14 protein-coding genes are annotated in these 20,494 nt (G+C 62.8%); 8 read left to right on the top strand and 6 right to left on the bottom strand.

Annotated features, from left to right (window positions below; all coding sequences use genetic code 11):
• Window positions 1–125: 125 nt before the first annotated feature.
• The 4 genes from LVJ94_35675 to LVJ94_35660 all read right to left on the bottom strand — a co-directional run bounded on the left by LVJ94_35675 (window position 126) and on the right by LVJ94_35660 (window position 5,591).
• Entirely contained in the window at window positions 126–971 is an 846-nt protein-coding gene (locus tag LVJ94_35675) for a hypothetical protein (GenBank protein ID WXB02244.1), read from the bottom strand.
• A complete protein-coding gene (locus LVJ94_35670) occupies window positions 968–2,005 on the bottom strand; it encodes an outer membrane beta-barrel domain-containing protein (GenBank protein ID WXB02243.1) in 1,038 nt (345 codons plus the stop codon). The genes LVJ94_35675 and LVJ94_35670 overlap by 4 nt, the downstream gene beginning before the upstream one ends.
• 288 nt (window positions 2,006–2,293) lie before the next feature.
• A complete protein-coding gene (ftsY, locus tag LVJ94_35665) occupies window positions 2,294–3,568 on the bottom strand; it encodes a signal recognition particle-docking protein FtsY (GenBank protein ID WXB02242.1) in 1,275 nt (424 codons plus the stop codon).
• A 121-nt stretch (window positions 3,569–3,689) separates the two neighbouring features.
• Complete coding sequence (locus LVJ94_35660; protein ID WXB02241.1) at window positions 3,690–5,591, bottom strand: hypothetical protein; 1,902 nt, start codon at window positions 5,589–5,591, stop codon at window positions 3,690–3,692.
• A 35-nt stretch (window positions 5,592–5,626) separates the two neighbouring features.
• Between LVJ94_35660 and LVJ94_35655 the strand changes: the two genes are divergently transcribed.
• Both LVJ94_35655 and LVJ94_35650 read left to right on the top strand, forming a co-directional pair.
• On the top strand, window positions 5,627–6,529 hold the full coding sequence (locus tag LVJ94_35655; GenBank protein WXB02240.1) for a HEAT repeat domain-containing protein: 903 nt from the start codon (window positions 5,627–5,629) through the stop codon (window positions 6,527–6,529).
• 308 nt (window positions 6,530–6,837) lie between these two features.
• Window positions 6,838–7,578 carry a hypothetical protein gene (locus LVJ94_35650; protein WXB02239.1) on the top strand — a complete coding sequence of 247 codons (741 nt, stop codon included), beginning with the start codon at window positions 6,838–6,840 and terminating at the stop codon, window positions 7,576–7,578.
• A 137-nt stretch (window positions 7,579–7,715) separates the two neighbouring features.
• Here the strand turns inward: LVJ94_35650 and LVJ94_35645 are convergent, their stop codons facing one another.
• Window positions 7,716–8,033: a YraN family protein gene (locus LVJ94_35645; GenBank protein ID WXB02238.1), complete on the bottom strand. Its 318-nt coding sequence runs from the start codon at window positions 8,031–8,033 to the stop codon at window positions 7,716–7,718.
• Between the two features lie 67 nt (window positions 8,034–8,100).
• Window positions 8,101–8,736, bottom strand: coding sequence for a hypothetical protein (locus LVJ94_35640; protein ID WXB02237.1), 636 nt, complete (start codon window positions 8,734–8,736; stop codon window positions 8,101–8,103).
• Window positions 8,737–9,251: 515 nt separating this feature from the next.
• Here LVJ94_35640 and LVJ94_35635 point away from each other — a divergent pair.
• The 6 genes from LVJ94_35635 to LVJ94_35610 all read left to right on the top strand — a co-directional run bounded on the left by LVJ94_35635 (window position 9,252) and on the right by LVJ94_35610 (window position 20,488).
• Window positions 9,252–11,090, top strand: a complete 1,839-nt coding sequence (locus tag LVJ94_35635; protein WXB02236.1) for a hypothetical protein — start codon at window positions 9,252–9,254, stop codon at window positions 11,088–11,090.
• Window positions 11,091–11,096: 6 nt separating this feature from the next.
• The gene (locus tag LVJ94_35630) at window positions 11,097–14,954 is read left to right on the top strand and encodes a tetratricopeptide repeat protein (protein ID WXB02235.1); all 3,858 of its coding nucleotides are present in this window, start codon (window positions 11,097–11,099) and stop codon (window positions 14,952–14,954) included.
• A gap of 11 nt (window positions 14,955–14,965) precedes the next feature.
• The gene (locus LVJ94_35625; protein WXB02234.1) at window positions 14,966–16,417 is read left to right on the top strand and encodes a hypothetical protein; all 1,452 of its coding nucleotides are present in this window, start codon (window positions 14,966–14,968) and stop codon (window positions 16,415–16,417) included.
• A gap of 211 nt (window positions 16,418–16,628) precedes the next feature.
• Complete coding sequence (locus LVJ94_35620) at window positions 16,629–16,946, top strand: hypothetical protein (protein WXB02233.1); 318 nt, start codon at window positions 16,629–16,631, stop codon at window positions 16,944–16,946.
• A 3-nt stretch (window positions 16,947–16,949) separates the two neighbouring features.
• On the top strand, window positions 16,950–19,190 hold the full coding sequence (locus LVJ94_35615) for an AgmX/PglI C-terminal domain-containing protein (protein ID WXB02232.1): 2,241 nt from the start codon (window positions 16,950–16,952) through the stop codon (window positions 19,188–19,190).
• A 377-nt stretch (window positions 19,191–19,567) separates the two neighbouring features.
• Complete coding sequence (locus LVJ94_35610; protein ID WXB02231.1) at window positions 19,568–20,488, top strand: tetratricopeptide repeat protein; 921 nt, start codon at window positions 19,568–19,570, stop codon at window positions 20,486–20,488.
• Window positions 20,489–20,494 lie beyond the last annotated feature (6 nt).

Below are 20,494 nucleotides of genomic sequence, written 5' to 3'. Positions count from 1 at the left end.
CGACTGGAAACCTCAGAACCTTCCCGTCTTCCCGTCTTCCTGTGAATTCTCTCGAATCTCGAAATGCGAAAACGCCGGCCATCTCGTGAGAGACGCCGGCGTTTGCACGTTGGCAGCGGTGATGGCTACCGAATCTTCGGGCTCGTGGGGAAGTGGAAGCCCAGGGCGATGGTGATCATCTGATTGAACTTGAAGGTGCGATCTTCGCTGTTCACCTTGTCGTCCGGGAACTCGCCGTTGTTGCCGGTGCCGCGTGAATCGAAGCCGCCGCGGTTCCATGAGAAGGGGAAGGCGCGGTACTCGAAGCCGAGGGACATCAGCTTGTTCATGTAGAACGAGAGACCCAAGCCGAACGTCGGCGCGATGGCCGTGCGCGACGCGAGGTCGAACGAGCGTGCTTCGGTGCAACCCGGCTGCCCTCCGCCACCGCCACAGTCGCCGCGCTCTTTCAAGCCCACGAAGGCCACACCGCCGTGGATGTAGGCGTCCGTGTCGACGAAGATCTTCTGAAAGATCGCCAGCTTGCCGCGGAAGGGAACCAGCGTGATCTGCGGGGCTGCGATCCACTCCAACTTGCCGACTTGGTCGCCGAAGCTGCCCGGCGTCACGTTGCTCGACGTGAGCGGCGAGCCACGCGGCTTCGCCTTCTGATCGATCTGATCGGTCAAGTCCGTGGTGATGCTGCCCACTCCGTACGCACCCCAGACGCCGATGCCGATCCAGTCCTTGATGTTGTACTGGAGGCGCCCGCCGAGGAAGATCGTTCGCCGGTACTCGTCGAGGAACGTGAACGAAACCGTGGGAGCAAGCTCGAACCGACCTTCGCGATAGCGCCGCAGATCCATGACGGGCGGCTTGCCCGCGAGCGGTCCGGTGATCTGAATCTCTTGGGCTTCTGCGGTCCCCGTGCTCGCCATGAGCGTGCCCGCGAGAGCCGCAACGCCCGCCAACCGCGCAAAAAGAGCTCTCATTTGGGCAACCGGTAGTCCCAGCTAAAGGGAATGAAGACGCTCACACCGATTTGGGCCTGAACGTTGTTGGTGATCTGGTTGTCGCCGAACCAAGTACCTTTGTCGGATGCTGCCGATCCGGCGGCGACGGTGAGGTTTTCGAGTTTCTCGTTGAAGATGTAGTCCCGAACTTCCGCCGTGACCGCAAACCAACGATTGAGGAAGATGCGCAACCCGAGGCCCAAGTTGACCGCGAGCTTCATCTCGTAATCGAATTTTCGATTGTCCGGGTCGATGACCGGAATCGGCCGCGTGGAGATGGCTCCGACACCGCCCACTACGTATGCGTCGTAGTGGAAGATGAAGTCTCCGAACGCCGCAAACTTTCCGTACATCGGCACGTACGTGAAATTCAGCGCTGCAGAGAACTGATATTCATTCAGCGGCGCGGCGACGTGTGTGGCGCGGCGGTTTTCGAAGTTGAATTGCGAGTCGCTGTTCAACCCGGTGTACAAATTACCGTTCAAACCGATCGCGAGGACGTTCGTGAGATAGTAGTTGATCGCCAGACCCGGACCCGGGTGGCTCACGAACTGATCATTGAGCGTAAATCCGAAATACGGATTGAACTCGAAGCGGCGTGCGCGCAGTGCGTAAATCTGTTGCACCGCATAGATTTCCGCTTTGACGTCTTTCTTGGCCGCCGCTTTGACGTCTTCCGGCTTCGGACACGCCGAAGGATCGATGTCACAGATGCCGCCCGTGGCTCCTGCCGTCGGTGCGGCTGGCTGCGCAGAGGGCTGCGCGCCTGGCTGGGGCGAATCGAGTTCCAAGCCATCGGCGGGTGGGGGCGTAGCTGGTTGCGCAGGCTGATCGAGTTCGACCGCACCTCCTTGCGCGCCAGCCGGTGCACCCGCAGGCGGTGCTGCAGGCTTTTTACCGCCGGGCTTCTTCTTTTGCGCCATCGCGTTGGATGCGGACAGCACGAGCCCGGCGGTGAGCGCACCCGTAAGAAGCCACCGTGTGGCCCTCACCAGGTTAGGTCTCTCCCGCATGTTCTGCGGCCTTCGACATTGATTTGCCCGGACGTCCGCGGGCCTAGCCTGCTTCATCGTGACCCCTGTCAGGTTTATCCCGCCATAGCGGGACCCCGCTCACATTTGCCCCCGCTGTCGCGGGAGCCGCATCCGCACGCAACTTAACTTGCGAATAACCGTTTGGCCTTTTTCAAAAGTGCCAACCGAGCAACTTAACTGCTTATAAATATTGGGGAATCAGGCTTACGGCTAAAGTGTACACGACTATAGCATGTGCAAATTCAGCCAATCAACGACTATTCGCGATCACGCTGCTCTTGCTTCTTCATCCGGTTTGCCGAAGAGAGCCTCGACGAATTCGTCGGGGTAGAACTCACGGAGGTCTTCCGCGCGCTCACCCAGACCGATGTATCTTACAGGTAGTTTCAACTCGTCGCAGATCCCCAGCACGATGCCTCCTTTCGCGGTGCCATCGAGCTTGGTCAAGATTATACCCGTGGGGTCGAGAGCTTCTTTGAACAATGCTGCTTGGCTAAGCGCATTCTGTCCGTTCGTCGCATCCAGAACGAGCAGGATCTCGTGCGGCGCGCCATCCATCGCTTTCGCGATCGTTTTGCGCACTTTCTTAATTTCATCCATAAGTGGCGTTTTGGTGTGAAGGCGCCCAGCCGTATCGACGAGCAGAAGGTCGATTTGCGCCTCCTTGGCTTTGGTGGTCGCTTCGAACGCCACCGCGCCAGGATCCGAGCCTTCTTTGCCCTTCACCACTTCCGCACCTACGCGCTTGCCCCACACTTCGAGCTGGGCCACCGCAGCCGCACGAAACGTATCACCTGCGGCCAGCAAAACTGATTTCCCCTCGCCGGCGTACTTCGTTGCGAGCTTGCCAATGGTCGTGGTTTTTCCCACACCGTTGACGCCCACCATCATCGCAACCGACGGCTTGGTCGGAAAACGAAGCGGCCCGCCGTCGAGCGACAGAATGCGCATCGCTTCCGCGCGAAGTTCTGCCCAAACGGCTTCAGGATCAGCAAGCTCGTTGCGGTTCAATTTCTCTCGCAGACGTTCGAGCACCGTTTGCGTCGTTTTGACGCCTACGTCGCTCGTAAGCATGACTTCTTCGATCTGCTCCAAGATGGCCGGGTCGATCTCTTTCTTGCCGACGAACAGCGCCGTCAGGCGAGCAATGAAGCCCGTTCGCGTTGCCGCGAGGCCTTTGCGAATCCCCGCGACGTCGCGCTTGGCAGGCTTGGCTGCTTCCGGCCGCACCGAGTCGGCGGGCGCGAGATCCGTTTGCGAAAGCTCTTCAGCGACGGGGGGCGGCGTCGGCGCTTTCTTCGCGGGTGCCGGTTCGGCCTTCGCCGCGGGTTCGGCTTTCTCGCCTTTGGCTTTTGCCTTCGCCCCGGGGCCTGCTTTGGGAGGCGCACCGCTGTCGCGAAGGTTGGCCGGGCGCTCGAGCCGCTTGGTGGGCTCTTCGCGAGACTCACCGGTGGCTTTGCCCTCGGGGGCCTTCTTGCTGCGGAAGAAAAAGAGAAGCGCCGCTATCGCGACGACAACGACGACGGCGATGATCCATTCCATGGCTACGTTGAAGCTCCGTCCCGTCGTGCCAGGTCTTGCTGATGCTGGCCCCGGGGTTGCGACTATAGGAACCCCCACTGCCCCCGGTCAATTTGTTAAGGCCCGCGAAAAGATCGCCCGCCTAACCTTCCCCCCGCCTGCGGTAGTCGAGCTTCCCTCCACGGGGGGGTGTAGGTCCTAAGGATGGGGCGGGGTTGACCTGAGTTTGCTGCGCGGGGGGGATGTCCAGCTTCACCGCCCGGCCTTTCGAGGCGGGAGCGGCCGTGGGGGCCATTTTCTCGATGTCCTCTTCGCCCCGCGCGTCCACGTCTTCAGCACTGAACGCCGCGTGTTCGACCGCTTCTGCCCAGCGCGCCGTCACGAAATCGGCACCGGCGACGTCGCGCACGTGCCCAGGGGTCGGCTCTGGACGCTGGTCGAACGGCCGGCCCCGCACGCGCGCCCAGGCAATCAGCCGATCGAGCAGGGCCCGTTTGCGCGATACGAGGGAAATCTCGATTTCACCGGCAGGCGGTAGCTTTTGACGGAAGGCGGAATGGAAGGGCCCCTCGGCCACCAAACGCGCATCTTGTTCGATGCGGTTTGCATCGAGGGTAAAGCGTCCCTCCTCATCGGTGGTGATGCTGGCGGCGAGCTCGCGCTGGCCGAAGGTGGCATGTTCGATGACCACCCGCACATCGGCGATGGGCGTCCCATGGTGTGCGTCGATCACGCGACCGGTCCACCTACGCGGGTGAGCTGCGCTGGCCGGACGCACCACGTCCAGTCGTGCCTCGGCCGGTCGCTCCGCGGGCGCCTTGGCTTCGCGCGGCGGGAGCGTGCGCGCCGTGCGCCGTCCCAGCCTTCCCAACACCAAGAACGCCGCAACGGCGATCCCAGCGATCGCGAGCGGCAGTTGCCGCAGCGGGCTCGGACCTTGGAGCGCGACCATCACGGAGAGCGGTTCGTCCGGCTCGTACCAAGGTGCATCGGGCAGGTAGCGCACCGAGAGCATCGCGTTCGATGTCTCCGGCGATACGAAGCTCGAGACGACGTGCGCGTGTCCATTCTCCACGGGCGCGGCGCCGACGACGTGCTCGCCCAGGCGAACCTCCACGCTTCCTCCGGTGGCATCGCCCGCCCCGCGGATCTTCGCGTGCACATCGATGGGGATGCCATCCTCGGGGATGCCGGTGATGGTCGCGTTGCCCGCGACATCGACCGACAGCGTGACGTGCGTGTGCCGCTCGATGGGAATGGTGTGCATTCCGGTGCTGGTGTCGACGTCGCCCGCGTACGAGAGGTGAAGCTCGCCGGGACCCGGCGCACCGAGCTTCTTCGGATCGATGACGAAGTGCACGCGCCCGGCGGCGTTGGTGCTCGCATAACCGAGCGCGGCGTCCTTCTCGTTGCGCAATGCGAGCATGCGTCCCGCGAGGGAGCCGCCTTCCGTCTCGTCGATCGTTGCCACGGCATCGATCGCGAGGCTGCTTGCATCGATCATCAGCGAACGCGGCGCGGGATCGAAACGAAGCGAGATGGAGCGTTTGGCGAGATCGATCTCGAGATCCGTTTTCGCCCCTTCGAGAAGTGACGAACCTTGCGCGGAGAGGTGCGCGACGTAGTGATCGGCCGGCAATGGAAAGCGCGCACAGAAGCGTCCTGCATCGTCGACCTTCAGCGCACCCGCGCTGTCGGCGGGGGGGCGCGTCGGTGGATCCTCACACCCGGTGGGACGTTGCTCACCTTCCAGGCTCACCGCATCCTCACTTCGGGGTTGATCTCCCGTGCTGCGGACGCGCGCGAGTGAAACGGACACGGTCTCTCCGGCGAGGGCCTGACCGAGATCGTCCTTTAATGTGCCCGAGAGGACGAGCGCTCCATTTTGACGCGCAGCCCTCGCGTCGATCTTTGCGGCACCGCGCACGTGCACCCGCAGTTGCGCGTGACCCGTAGACGAAAGAAAGACAAGGGCACACACGCACGAGAAATACGTGCGACGTGCTCCGCAGAGGATGAGGCCAAGACGATGAAATGGATCCACGAGAGGGCTCTTCTTGAAGGAGCTCCCATGATACCTTGCTCAGCACGTTGATGAACGGAAAGCGCGGGCTCGCGTTGGCGTGGATGATGGGACTTTCGGTCCTTTTGCTCGTCGCCGCCGCCCCTGACATTGCGTTCGCCGAAGATCGCACGCAGTTCCTCATCGCGCGTCTCCAGTACCCGCCTGCGCCCGGTGTTGCGGACGACTTCCGTATTCGCACGAGTGCCGCACTCGGCCTGGGCTCCCTCGCCGACGCTGCCGAGCGGGACAAAGCCGTCACGCCGCTTTGCCAATCGCTCTCGTCCGATCCGAACGACATCGTACGCCAATCGGTCGCCGCCGCGCTCAAGCGCTTGAATCGGCCCTCGGCCGTGAGCTGCGTGCGCAACCGGCTGGGCAACGAGCCCAACGCGCAGGTGAAGATGCAGCTTCAACGCACCCTGGATGCGCTGGAGCCGTCGTCAGGAGGGGGCGGTGGCTCGCCGGGCCAGAGCTCGGGGCCGTGGACGCCCAAGTTCGTGCAAAATGCACGCTTTTACGTGGCCGTTTCGCCCATCACGAACAATACGGGCCGGCCGATCGAAGAGGTGGAGCGCGCGATCCTTCCCGCGCTTCGCAGCAAGATCGAGTCACTGGGTGGTTACCAGCTCGCCCCGGCGAAAGAAGGGATGGACGCCGCCCGCGCCACCATCGCGAAGCGTAAGTTGAAAGGCTACTACTTGGCCATCTCGGTCGAGAAGTTCGACTATGCGGGCGGTAACCTGCGTGTCCGGGTCAAGTGTGCAGTCTTCGATTACCCGGGCAAAAATCTGCGAGGGGAAGTGCCCGCGGGCCTCACCCAAGCAGGGGTTCGACCCGGCGATCACTCGGCGGAGCAAAACCTGATGGGTATGGCCGCGGAACGTGCCGCGGAGCTGTTCACACAAAATTTTCAGTGAGCAGTACCTCTAGGGGTAGGTGCCGGTCATGACTCGAAACTCTCCTCGAAGGCAAGCAGCGGCAGCGGGACAATCCCGGCGAGGCCGGCGTTTTGTCCACGGCCGGTTGCAAGGGCCGCGGAGCGTTCTGGCGGTTCTTGCTCGTAGAGTCGTGCATCTCACCGGCCCCGCCGGGATTGTCTCGCTGCCGCACCTCGCTGGCAGCCAAAGCTCAGGATTGGTACGAGATCCACGTTCGTAGAGTTAGATGTGATGTCGACAAACTGGCGCGGAGGGGTCGTGTCCGGCACCATGAAGGAAAGAATCCGATGACCACTTCCGCCCCCGTTGCGTCGTCCGCTCCCCCCAAGGCGGGTCGCCACCAACGTAACTTGCGCAACTACCTCATCGACTCGAGCTTTCAGCTTAAATACACGGGCTTCATCATCGCCGTGGCGCTGGTCATCAGTGCGATCTTGGGCGTCTTCCTTTTGAGCACGAGCCACAAGGTGGTGGAGCAGAGCGATCACGTTCTGGTCGAGAGCAAGAAGGTCTCGGACGTCGTCAAGATGACGATCCGCGACAACTACGCCGACAACCCCGAGCTCGCGAACGCCTTCAACGGCGAGGCCGTTCTCAACGAGCAGAAGCTCGCCGAGCAGCGCCAGTCGCTGGTGCAAAAGCAAAAGATCATGTTCGCCGCGCTGGTGGGCGGGCTCACGTTGATGGTCATCCTGATCGGGCTACTGGGGATCTACTTCACCCACAAAGTGGCCGGGCCGATCTACAAGATGACCATGCTTCTGCGCCAAGTGGGCGAGGGGAAGCTGTCTTTTCATGGTCGCCTGCGCCGGGGCGACGAGCTGCAGGACTTCTTCCAGACCTTCCTCGACATGGTCCAAAGCCTGAAGGCGCGCCAATTCCGCGAGTACCAATTGCTGGAGGCCGCCATCGAAAAGGCAAAGGCCGCCGGGGTAGGCGAAGACGCGCTCCACGACGTGGTCGTGGTCAAAGAAGAGATCAAAGCATCCCTCGACATCAAGGGCGACTTCTCGACCCCCGCCCTCTGACCCTCCGGAGAGAGTTCACAGGAAGACGGGAAGACGGGAAGACCAGAAGAGAGTTTCTGTAGGGTTTGCAGTTGGCCCGATTTCGCCGCTCGGCCCCCAAAAACTTCCCGTCTTCCCGTCTTCCTGTGAATCTCTCTTCAAGCCGTGATCGCGCCGGGGATGTACTCGACGTGAGGGCTGCCGTCGGGGGAGAAGGTGACGCCGGCGACGTCGATGCGCATGCGTGCAACGTCGGGGCGCTTCGAGAGGTGGCCTCGCCATAGGCGATCGGCGGCGTGGAGCAGGCGCATTCGCTTCTTGCCGGCCACGCTGGCGAGCGGCTTTTCGTAGGCCGTTGCGCCGCGGGTTCTCACTTCCACCAAAACAGCAAGGCCATCTCGAAGACCGACGATGTCGATCTCCAGATGGCCCAGTCGCAGGTTGCGCGCGGCGATGTCGAATCCTTGCGCCTGCAAGTACTCGACGACCGCGTCCTCTGCTTTGCGAGAGGCTAGGACCTTGCGGGCCTGCCTCTCGATTCGGTCAGCCGCCGCAGTCTTTCTTGTTCGTGGCACTGCACGGCACCGTCGACGTGGGGCTCGCGGAGTTGTACTTCGTGCCCGACTTGATGCAGTAGCCGCCGGAAAGTTCTTGGCTGAACTCTTTTCCGATGGAGGCCACGAGCTGCTCGCACGTAAATCCGTCGGGGCACTCGCAGTAGTTTGCGCCGTCGTCGGTGCTGCCGTCCGCGTTGGCGCAGCGGCAGGAGCAGTAAACAGCCTTCTCGGGGAGGCGATCGACCAGGTTCGGCTTCACCTCGGCGCCGATCTTCGGATCGGGGCTGCCGGTGACCTTCGAGTCGACCGTGCCCGGAAGGATGCAGTTGGGCAGGCCGTCTTCCCGCGGCGTTCCGTCGATCTTCTGGCCGAAGGGGCAGGTGACGCGGCCTTGGAAGTGATTCACCAAGCAAAGACGCGTCTGGCACTGGTAGCTCTTCGACTCGACGTTCACCTCGTCGACGTCGAAGCCGTTGAACGTTGCGTCGTATTCACGCTCCGGTCGGCACGGGTCACCGACACCTTGCGTGCTGTTACACCCGGGTGCCGCGATCGTGAAAAGAATGGCCGAGGCCACGAGGCCGAGCAGGCCCCGCGAAATGAGGAGGCGCGAGCTAATCATCGTGAGGGCTCTCTCTCTTTTGAAGCGGACTTCAAGGGATCCGCCGACCCAATACTAGATGCAGCTACCTGTTTTAACGGTAATCGACTTCTTCAAATAAGGTCAAGCGGCCCACCCATGCCTCGCAAATCTTTCACTGGTCACATCACTGGTCGCGGCGCTGATCATTGGACGTCGCGAGCGACGTACCTTTGGGCCGTTTCAATACATGCTTCGCCAGCGCTCTCGCGTGATGCCACCAGTCGGGTCGCGGTGGGAGAAGTAGGCCGAGGCTTCCATAAGTTCACTCGTCTCAATGGCCGATCTCGTCGCCATCTTTCTTCGCTTCGGCCATCTTGTTTTCAATATAATGACCTAAGCAGATCACGCTGTTGTTGGCCTTGTTTCACCTTGACAAGCAGCAAATCGCCTCCGTACCATCGCACGGCTCGGGGTGAATATCCTTTGAACATCGTTGACGTTTTTGGCTGCGTGGATCCCTTTTCCGGCGCGCTGTTTCGTGAAACGACGCGAGCATGAGGAGCAAATCGATGCGCATCTCCTGGTGGACGAGGGCGGGCCATGGCCGCGCTCTCAATAAGGTAGGCCTTGTTCTGCTGGCGTCAGCCTTCACCCTGGGCGCGCCGGGAATGGCCGACGCGCAAAAAGGAAAGCCGAAGAAGCCACCCGCGGCCCCCGCGCCTGCGAAGCCTGGTACTCCGGCGCCCCCGGCAACCCCTCCGACCGGGGGTTCGGATGTGGAGCTCGATCCCAAGGCGCCCGGAACGGCGCCCGCAGGCGGCCAGCCGGCCGCGGCGAAGCCGGTCGACAACTCACCGCCACCGCAGGCCGGTCAGATGACGCAGCAGGCGCAGGAAGCCAAGCGCCTCTTCGATGGTGAGAAGTGGCAGGAAGCCGCACTTGCACTCGACCGCGTCCGCAAAGGTGAGACCGGCGACGACGAGGGCAACAAGCAATTGGGGCAATACCACCTCGCCATTGCCCTCTATCGCATGAAGTTCTACCAGGCGGCCTACGGCATCTTCAGCGAGATCGCCGACAAGGGTAACCACCTGAAATTCAACGAGACGCTCCTCTGGCTCTCCAAGCTGGCCACCGACCTTCCCGAGCCGGCCGACATCGTCGAGCGCGTCGGTAAATACTCCGATGCACAAATCGAACGATTCAACAATGCCAATCAGCGCGATTTGTATTGGCAGCTAAATTATCTCCTGGGCCGGTACCGATATCGCAATCGCCAATATGAGGATGCGATTCGACTTTTTACCAAGGTCGACCGGCAATCGAAGTATTACGTCCAGTCTCAATTTTTCCAAGGCATCAGCTACGTCCAGCTGCGCAAGTCGGTGCCGGCGGTCCAGTCGTTCCAGCGCATCGTCGGCGCCATCGACGAGGGCGTGCAGGGCGTCGAGGACGAGGCGCGCATGCGCGACCTCGCGTTCCTCTCGATGGCGCGCACGTACTACTCGGCATCCGTTCGCCTCGACGAGAACAATGCGCCCACGATCGACAGCCAGAAGCTCTCGGCTGCGGTCAAGTACTGGAACAAGGTCGACGTCGCGAGCGAGTACTGGCTCGACGGTCTGTTCGAGGAGTCGTGGGCCTATTTCATGGCAGGCGACTACCCGCACGCACTTGGTAATATCCACACGATTGGCGCGCCGTACTTCCCCAATTCGCACTATCCGGAAGCGGAAGTCCTCCGTGCGGTCATCTACTTTGCGAACTGCCAGTATGACGACGCTCGCGTTATCGTCGCAAAGTTCCAGGGTAAGTATCAGCCCATCTACGACGAGCTGAACAAGGTTCTCGGGCGATTCAAAGGCGAGAACCAAGAAGAGGCCTTCTACAAGTTTCTCAAGGACGTGCGGGAAGACAAAGCCAACCTCGATCCTCGGATCAAGCCGATCGTCCAGAACGCGCTGTCCGACCGTCAGCTCCTGCGCAACCTCGAATACGTGAAGGTCCTCGACGACGAGGCCGCGCGGTTCAAGCAGCGGCCGGCGGGCTTCCAGTCGTCATCCCTGGGCGCGGACGTGAAGGATTCGCTCCAGCTCGCGCGCGACCTCGCGGTGCGCAACACGGGGCAGCTGGCCCGCGACCGCTACCAGCGAAACTTGGATGAGTTGAACGAACACCTGCGCAACGCCTCGAAGATCCTCATCGACATCACGGCGGCGCAGCGCAACCAGCTGGACGTAGCCATCTCCGGTGGGCAGGTCACGGCGGCCGAGTCGAAAGCCAACATCGTCAAGCCGGACGAGGAGCACGTCATCTGGCCGTTCGACGGCGAGTACTGGCGCGACGAACTGGGCTTCTATCGCCAGTCCATCACCTCGAAGTGCGGGAGGTAGTTTCTCATGAATAAGGTCATCGCGTTCGGGCTCGGGCTGCTGTCCCTCGCCGTGGTGCACTCCAGCACCACGCCCGTGGCGGCAGCCGAGACTGCGGGCGGCGCGTGCATCAACGATAGTGCACGCAAAGAGCTCACCGCATGTCCGGGGGCCGGTCCGAAGGAGTTCGACGTCGGCAAACACGGCAAGCAGCCGCAAGTGAATTTCCGCGGCGTCGCCCCGATTGATGCGAAGAAGAAGGGCGAAATCAAGCCGGGCGCTCCGACGGAGACGATTCCGCGCGATGAACGAAAGAGCCGCCTGCAGGCGCGTGCGCGCGCCCTGCTGGTGACGGAAATCCAGGGGTTGGAAAGCCTCTTCGCGTCGACGCCAAAGAGCTCGCCCGACCGGGTCGAGCTCGCGCGTCGTTTGTCGGAGGACTACGTCGAGCTCGAGAGCGCCGCCTTCAAAGAGAAGACGCAGGCCGAGATCGACCGCGACACGCTGAAGAAGACGAATCCGGCGGGCGCGGGGCAAAAGCAGACGCAGGCCAACTCCGCTGCGCAGATCATGAACGGCGCCCGCGGCAAGGCGCAGAACTACTACTCGCTCATCAAGAACGAGTACCCGAACTACTCGAAGCTGGACGAGGTCCTCTACTACCTCGCCTACGAGTACGAGCAGGCGAACGACAACGCCAATGCGCGAAAAGTCTACCTCGAGCTGATTAATAAGCGCCCCGATTCGAAGTACGTCCCCAATGCGTACCTCGCCTTCGGTGAGCTCTTCTTCAACGAGGCGATGGGCGATCCCAGCAAGTGGGACCTCGCCGCGCAGGCGTACACGGAGGTCATCAAGTACCCGCCCGAGAAGAACAAGGTGTACGGGTATGCCTGGTACAAGCTCGGGTACGTCTTCTGGAACCAGTCGCAGTTCGAGAAGGCCCTCAACGCCTTCAAGAAGACGATCGACTGGGGCAACACGTACAAAGAGCAGCCGGGCTCCAGCAAGCTGGCCGATGCCGCGCGCAAGGACACGATTCCGGTTTACGCGCTGAAGGGCAATCCCGCGGCGGCGTACAATTACTTCCACAACATCTCGGGCGATACGCCGGGCTCCGACACCAAGACGTTCCAGATGATGGACGACCTCGGCGTCAACTACCTGGACACCGGTCACTACCCCGAGGCCATCACGCTCTACCGCGACTTGATGAGCCGCGACCGCAACGGTGACAAGCACTGCGTCTACCAGGCGCACATCACCGAGGCGACGCTCGCGATGAAGTCCGGCAACAAGGACTTGGTCAAGACGGAGCTCGACAACCAACTCAAGAATTACAGCGAGTTCAAGAACGCCAACCACACCGCCGAGTCGAAGAAGGAGTGCGCGAACAAGACCGCGGCGCTGCTCACCGAGACCGGCATGGCCTGGCACTTGGAGGCCGTTGGTTCGCAAGGCCAGCGCGGTACGGGCGACCAGAAGGCGATGACCCTGGCCGCCTACCTGTACAAGAAGATTGGCGACACCTGGAACGCGCAGGACTTCGCGACCTTCGAGTTCCCCCGCATCGTCAAGGAAGACTGGCCGACGCTCTACAAGATCCGCTACGCGATGGCGGACCTCCTCTACTTCCAACAGAAGTGGGCGGAGTGCGGTCCGGCGTTCGACAAGGTCGTGGCCGAGAACCCCACGGGGCCGGATGCTCCGGAGGCCGCGTACGCCTCGGTGCTCTGCTACCAGAACATCTACGAGGCCGCCCACAAAGGCGGTGAGGCCCGCAAGGGCATGGGCAACGCGCCCGGCCAGACGAAGCAGACCGAGGCTCAGAAGAAGGCCGAGGAGGATTCGCGCCTTCAGCCCAAGCCGCTGACCGAGAACCAGAAGGGGATGATCACCGCCTTCAATCGGTACATCTGTTACATCAAGCCGGTCGACGCGCAGGGCCAGGAGCAGCTCGTCGAGGTCAAATACGCCCGCGCGCGTACGTACTTCGAGGCGCAGCACTGGGAAGAAGCCGGCGCCGCGTTCCGCGAGATCGCGCTGCAGAATGCCGACAAGGACGTCGGGATTTACGCCGCGCAGCTTTACCTCGAGGCCATCAACGTCATCGGCTCGCACTCGAACCCGCCGCGTCCGTCCTGCTACGACGACATGCAGAACGACGTGCCCAAGTTCGTCGAGCTGTATTGCACGGGTGAGAAAGAGAAGAAGAACGCCGAGCAGTGCGTGTCGCTCACCAAGGTGAGCTGCGACATCCAGCGCTTGAAGGCGCAGAAGCTGGTGGAGCTCGCGGACAAGGGCGGAGCCAACGCGGTTCAGACCTACGAGCAGGCGGGCAACACGTACTTCGAGTTGTGGCGTCGTTACGGCGAGGCGCAATTGAGCCAGGGGCAGCCCGGCCAGTGCGAGCGTCTGGACGAGATCCTCTACAACTCGGCCAAGGCGTTCCAGGCGGCCCGTCTCGTGGCGAAGGCCATCAAGGCGCGTATGACCCTGCTCGACCCGCGCTACAAGATGGACAAGTCGGACCTGGCGAAGAAGGCCACGTACGAGATTGGCGGGAACTACCAGGCCATCGCGGTCTACGACCAGGCGGCGGAGTGGTTCGAGAAGTTCGCCAAGGAGAATCCCAAGTACGAGAAGGCCGACCAGGCCCTTTCGGACGCCACCGTGCTCCGCCTCGGATTGGGTGACGAAGAGAAGGGCATCGCCGACGCCGAGATGTTCCGCAAGAACTACGGCGCGAGCAAGCCGACCCAGGCCGCGACGATCGCCTTCGCCATCGGCGCGCACTACGCCGAGAAGGAAGATTGGGACAAGGCGCAAAAGGCTCTGGAAGACTCCATCGGGTACATCGACCGCAACGCGGCGCCGGACATCCAGGTGCAGGCGCATGCGACCTTGGCCCGGGCGTACTTGAAGGTGCGCCATCAGAACAAGGATCGTTCGCACGCGGACTACGCGAAGGTGCGCAAGATCTGGGAGAACCCTGCGGACGCGGTGCGCAAGATCAACGATGCGTACCCGAACGAGGACGAGGCGCAGAAGCAAAAGCGCGTCGGCAAGGCCCTCAACGCGGTCGGCGAGTCGTACTTCGCGGCGGCCGAGGAGCTGAAGAAGGAGACGGTCGACAAGATCAAGTTCCCCGTCTACCGCGGCTCGGGCTCGGCGGACGACGTCCGGCGCCACATCAACACGCGCGTCAAGGAATGGCTCGAGAAGAAGGGCCCGGCCATCGAGGCAGCGGCGGCGGCGTACAAGAAGATCGTCGACCTGCAGCCGGACGCTCCGCCGAAGTGGGTCATCGCGGCCGGCTCACGCGTCGGTCTGATGTGGGGTGACTTCGTCGACTCGTTCCGCGCCGCTCCGATTCCGGAGTCGTGGAAGAAGGATGCCGAGATCCGCGGCGTGTACTTCGACGCGCTCGACGCGAAGAGTGAGCCCATCAAGGTGCAAAAGGCGAAGCCCGCGCTCGTGACGTGCCTCACCTACTCGGTGAAGTTCCAGTACTTCGACCAATACTCGCGTAGCTGCGAGGAGTGGCTCGCGAAGAACTACAAGGCCGAATACCACGTCGTCGACGAGCTGCGCGGTGCGCCGACCTTGTCGAACAGTGGTCTCGACGACAAGCCGCCGCCGATCACCCTCGGCGGGTTGATCTGGCACCCCGCGAACACGGGCCCCGCAGAGAAGGTGGCGGCGAGCAGCGTGGCGGCTCCGTCGGACGACCAGAAGGCGGACGCGAAGAAGGGTGACAAAGGCGCCGGTGGCAAAGGCGGGGTGAAGGCTTCGGCCTCTGCTGGTGGTGGCGGCGGTGGTGGTGCGCCGAAGCCGCCGAAGGGCGCGACGGTTCGGCCTCTACCCGGTGGGAAGAAGAAGTGATGGGGACCACGATGAATCGAAAAGTGAAAACGCTGGTGGCGTTGGCCGCCTTGGTCGTGGGTTCTTTCACGGTAGGTTGCGGCGGCGGGGCCAAGGGCGAAGGAGCGAAGTCTCCGGACACCGCGAAAGGCCCCACGACCCCGGGCAAGCCGGCGGAGGTCAACAAGGAGGCGCAGGACAAGTTCTTCGCCGCCATCGAGGTCCTCAACGGCCACGACAAAGCGGGCAACTGGAACGACGCGGCCTGCCAGGAGACGGCGAATCTGTTCAAGGCCGCCGCCGCCGAGCAAAAGGGCGGGAAGTTCCCCGAGGCGACCTTCAACGCGGGTCTCGCGTGGCAGCGCTGCGGGAACGACAAAGAAGCCAAGGCCATGTTCGAAAAGGCCTTGGCCGACGACCCGAAATTCCACCACGCCCGCGTGCAACTGGCGCTCTACCAGTTCAAGGCGGACGGCAACGAGGACGCGGCGATTTCATCGCTGCAGCAGTCGGTCCTCGACGCGCAGTTCCAGAACGTGCCGGCGCTGGTCAACTTGGCCATGTTCCAAATGCAGCGCGATGGCGCGGCGGCGGGCGATGGCTGCAAAGATGACATGGAGTGCGCGAAGAAGAATCTGCAGCGCGCCCTGGCCATCGACGACGCGTACATGCCGGCGTTCAACCAGCTCGCGCTCTACTACTTCCAGCAGGCGAAGAAGCGCGCCGGCGGCACGAAGGTGAGCTCGGGCCGCGGCAAGGGGCGCGGCATTGCGACCAACGCGGCGCTGGGCAAGCGCGCGGACGTGCAGCAGCTCGAGCTCGCGGCGCTGGTGTGCTCGCAGGCCGTTCGGAAGAATCCGAACTACGCACCGATCCACAACACGGCGGGGCTCATTCAGAACGAGCTCGGTCAGATCAACGGCGCGGTGAGCGAGTTCAATGCGGCGGCGAAGCTCGATCCGAAGTTCTTCGAAGCGCAGATGAACTACGCGTTCGTCAACCTCTCCTTCCGCGGGTTCGAGCAAGCGCAGGCGGCCCTCCGTCGCGCGCTGGACATGCGCCCGAATGACTACGACGCCCACTTGGGAATGGCGCTCGCACTTCGTGGACAGATCACCGACTCGAATTACGACGCGCAGGTGAACGCGGTGCAGGCCGAGCTCGATGCAGCGAAGAAGATCGACCCGAATCGCCCGGATGCTTTCTACAACGAAGGCATTTTGACCCAGGAGTACAAGGCCAAGGGCGGCGGTGGGAAGGACAAGACCATCGGCGCGCTCAACGCGGCGAAGAGCATTTATGGCGACTTCGTGGCGAAGGCCACCGGCCGCTCCGAATACGACGGCGCCGTGAAGCGCGCCAAGGAGCGTATGCAGGATATCGACGACACCATCGCCTTCTTGGCGGCGGGCGTCGACGACAAGAATGCCGCACCGCCCCCGGCTGCGGGCGCACCCGCTGCTGCTGAGCCACCGAAGAAGTGACCGGTTCCGAGGGGGGCCAACTATTCGGGAACTTGGCCCTCCGCGTGTTGTCCGTTCCAATAGGAAGAGTCGTTTTTGGTCAGCAAAGAAGTGAAAAAACATTGAGCGGAGAGATTGACCGTAGCGACTGGCGGGGGATACACTGTCACTGTAATCGCAACGTCACCGCATTGAGCGCAGGGCTCGCGGTTTTTATCGGAGAGACACACCCATGAACGGGAGCAAGCGGAAGTCGGTGATGGTCGGTTGCGTCGCGATGCTGGTTACGCTCGCTCTTAGCGTGCCTGCGTTTGCGCAAGCGCCTGCAGGTGCCCCGGCGCCCGGCGCCGGCGACACGAAGGCGGGCGCCAAGGCGTCGACGAGCAACGAGGGATACGGCTACGAGTTTTCCGACGATCCGTTGAGTGCGGGGGGATTCGGTCCCCAGGACGCGACCATCCGCGTGCGTCCGGGACCGGTGCGAACAACGCTGATTCGACCCCGTACATCGTTTGTGCCTGAGATGTTGAAGTCGGTGGAGAATCTGTAAACCATGGAAAGCCAAGGTAAGCCCAAGGTTGCGCTCACGTTTGCGCTCTACCAAGGCGATCAGCTCGTTCGTCGCGACACGATCGTCCAAGACATCGTCGTCAAGATCGGCAAGGACCCTCGAAGCCACCTGCGCGTGGACGACGAGCTCGCGTCGCGCATGCACGCGGTCATCGAGGTGGCCTCGCCCGCCGACATCACGCTGATCGATCTCGGCAACGAGCCCGGCACGATGGTGAATGGCCAGCGGGTCAACAAGTGCAAGATCCGGCCGGGCGATCAGATCCAGATCGGCTCCACCTTGATCCTGCTCGAGAGCGCCGAGCTCGCAGGCCAAGGCGCCACGAGCCAGATCGGGCAAATGGCACCTCCACCTCCGCCACCTGCACCGATCCCGCGCGTGCAAACGGCACAGGGGACGGGCTTTGCGCCGGTTCCCGCGTCGCAACAGGACCCGGGCTACACGGTGCCGGCATCGTCGGATCCGCGCGGCGCCAATCCGTTTGGCGGTCCGCCGTCTTCCGGTGGTGGCATCGCAGGTCGCGACATCCAGACCGGCGCTGCGGTCGCTGCCCAGGCTGCCCATGCCGGCGCTGCGGCGAATCCCTTCGCTGCGAATCCGTTCGCGGCGCCGCCGGGGTCGATGCCGTTCGCGGGACCGCCGCCGGGTGCGAGCCCGTTCTCGGCGTCTGCGCAATCGCCGTATGGACACACCGACGTCGATCCGAATGCGCCGCCGGGCACGTACACGTACAAGCTCGTCAAGAGCGGTCCGGAAGTGAACCCGGACGAGGTCGAGGTCGCGCACCTCGCCGCCATCGAAGTGATGATCCTGTGGGACACCAACGTGCTCCACGTTTCGCACCTCACGCCGCCGCGGTCGTTCTTCGTCGGCGAAGAGCAGATGGGCAACATCGGGTGTGACTACTTCATCCCGAGCGAGACCTTGGGAACCACGCGCGCGCCGATCGTGCTCGCGCGGGGCGGGAGTGCGGCGCTGGTCATCCTGCCGCGCACCACGGGCACCGTGGAAATTCCCGGGCAGCCGAAGCTCACCATCGCCGACTTGATCCAATCCGGGCGCGCGCGTCCGTCGAGCGAGATCAGCGGCGGGTACGAGTTCGAGCTTCCCGCGGGCGCCAAGGCCAAGATGGAGCTCGAGGGTTCGGGCCTCATCTTCCAGGTGAGTGCGGTGAACGCAGGCAAGGCCCCGCCGATGGGCGCCTTCGCGCAGTTCGAGCCGGCGGCGTACGCCTTCGTGGGTCTCTCGTTCTTGATCCACATGGGCATCGTGGCGGCGCTCGCGTTCTTCATGCCGAGCATGGGCGCGGACGACAGCGAGGCGATCGATCGGGATCAAATCCTGAAGATGCAGCACTTGCTGAACGCTGCGGCCGAGCGCGAGCAAGAGCAGCGCGACACCGAGGCGGTGCAGGACAACGCCGACAACAAAGAAGGCGGCACCGGCACGCGCGCCAAGGGTGAAGAAGGTTCCATGGGGAACCCGACCACCAAAGAGACGGGCCACCGCTACGGCGTGCAAGGTCCGCAGGACAACCCGGATCCGCACATCGCGCGCCAAGCGGCGCTGCACGAGGCGGCGGAATTCGGCATGATCGGCCTCCTCAACGTGGGCGGCGGTGCGGATCCCAATGCGCCGACGGCGCCGTGGGGTCGTGAAGATTCGCTCGGTACGGATCCGATGAGCGCCCGCGGCAACATGTGGGGCGACACCATCGGCGATTCGTTCGGCGCCGGCGGCCTGGGTCTCTCGGGCGTCGGCGAAGGTGGCGGTGGTCGCGGCGAAGGCATCGGTCTCGGCAACATCGGCACCCTGGGCCACGGCGCAGGAACCGGCACGGGCCAAGGCTTCGGCAACGGCCACGGTCGTCTCGGCGGCTCGCACCAGACGCGCGCACCGAGCATTCGCCAGGGCACCACGCAAGTGAACGGGCGTCTGCCGCCGGAGGTCATCCAGCGTATCGTTCGCCAGAACTTCGGCCGCTTCCGTCTCTGCTACGAGAACGGCATGCGCACCAACCCGAACTTGTCGGGCCGCGTCTCGGTCAAGTTCGTCATCGACCGCCAAGGTGCGGTGGCCACGGCCTCGGATGGAGGCTCGGAGCTCCCGGATCAGGGCGTCGTTCAATGCGTCGTCCGCGGCTTCGGGAATCTTTCCTTCCCGCAGCCCGAGGGCGGCATCGTCACCGTCGTGTACCCGATCATCTTCAGCCCGGGCGACTGACGTCGGTTACATAAGCAGCGTAGCGGCCGAGGTCTCCTGAGAAGGAGGCTCTCGGCCGTTGCGTTTTGTTGCTTCGAGCACGAGCGCGTGCGCGTGCAGGATCACGATCACGTGAACGTTCACGTTTCCGTTCTCGTGGTCGTGCTCGTTTTTCGTGCGCGTGAGCGTGGTCGTGCACACGCACGCGCTCGTGCTCGAAGACGCCGCGGTGCCCCCCTACGCCTCAACGCTCTCCTCACCCTGACATCCGAACCCCAGCAGAGTGGACTTTCTCCTGCTTGCCCCGCTACACTTTGAATCAAGGTTTTTAGGCGGATGTGGCGGGCTCTTTTCGCGGCCGTTTTCCTTCGGGAACGTGGCACATTCGAGGTTTTACGATGACGATGCGCATGAAGGTACTCGTGGGGCTCGTAGTCGGTGCGGTGGCCACGGTTTTCACGGCTGGCTGCAGCCGGAACAACATCGAGGCGGTGAACCTGTCCAACGAAGGGGACAAGGCGCGCGCGACGAACATCGATGAAGCGATATCGAAGTACGAGCAAGCCACCAATCTCGATCCGACGAACCATCGCATTCTCTGGAAGCTGGCGACGGCCTATCAGAAGAAAGAAGCGTGGGACAAGGTCGCATCGACGTGTGCGCGCGCCGAGAAGCTCGCGCCCAAGCACGCCAATTACTTCTTTTTGCACGGCTATGCGCTGGAGCAGCAGGCGGTCAAAGGCCCCACGGGCTGGGCCGATGCGAAGGGCCCGCTCCAGGCGGCCATCCAACTCGATCCCAATTACGCGGAAGCGCATTTCGAGTTGGCGCAGGTGCTTTTGCACACCGACGACGAGGCGGGGGCACTTCAAAATTATAGTGAGGCGATTCAGAAGAAGCCCGACGAGACCGTGTTTTACGGGCCGCTCGCGGACCTCTACATTCGACTCAACTTCTTCGAGCAGGCCGACGCCGTCCTCAAAGAGGCTGTCTCGTTCGCCAAGCCGGGCGACAAAACGCTCTTCATCATTCGCTCGCTCGCGGGCGAGGTGAAGGAAGTTCGAGGGGACTTCAACGGAGCCATCGCCGACTTCGACGCCGCAAAAGCAGCGTGCGGCTCCTGCAACGAGAAGGGCCAGCAGATCGCGTTCTTCAACTTGGGCTTCGCGTATTCGAAGGCGCAGCCTCCGCGAAAGAACGAAGCCGTGCAGCAACTCCAGAAGTTCCAAAACACGACCTGCAAAGGCGCAGCGGCCAATCGCTACGCCGATGAATGCGCCCAGGCTCAAGAAATCCTGAAACAGCTTGGCGGGAGCTGAAGCCTG

It is taken from the genome of Sorangiineae bacterium MSr11367, assembly GCA_037157805.1.
Classification (GTDB): domain Bacteria; phylum Myxococcota_A; class Polyangia; order Polyangiales; family Polyangiaceae; genus Pendulispora; species Pendulispora rubella.
Note: the sequence above shows the minus strand (reverse complement) of the source record. Positions and strands in the feature narration are given on the sequence as shown.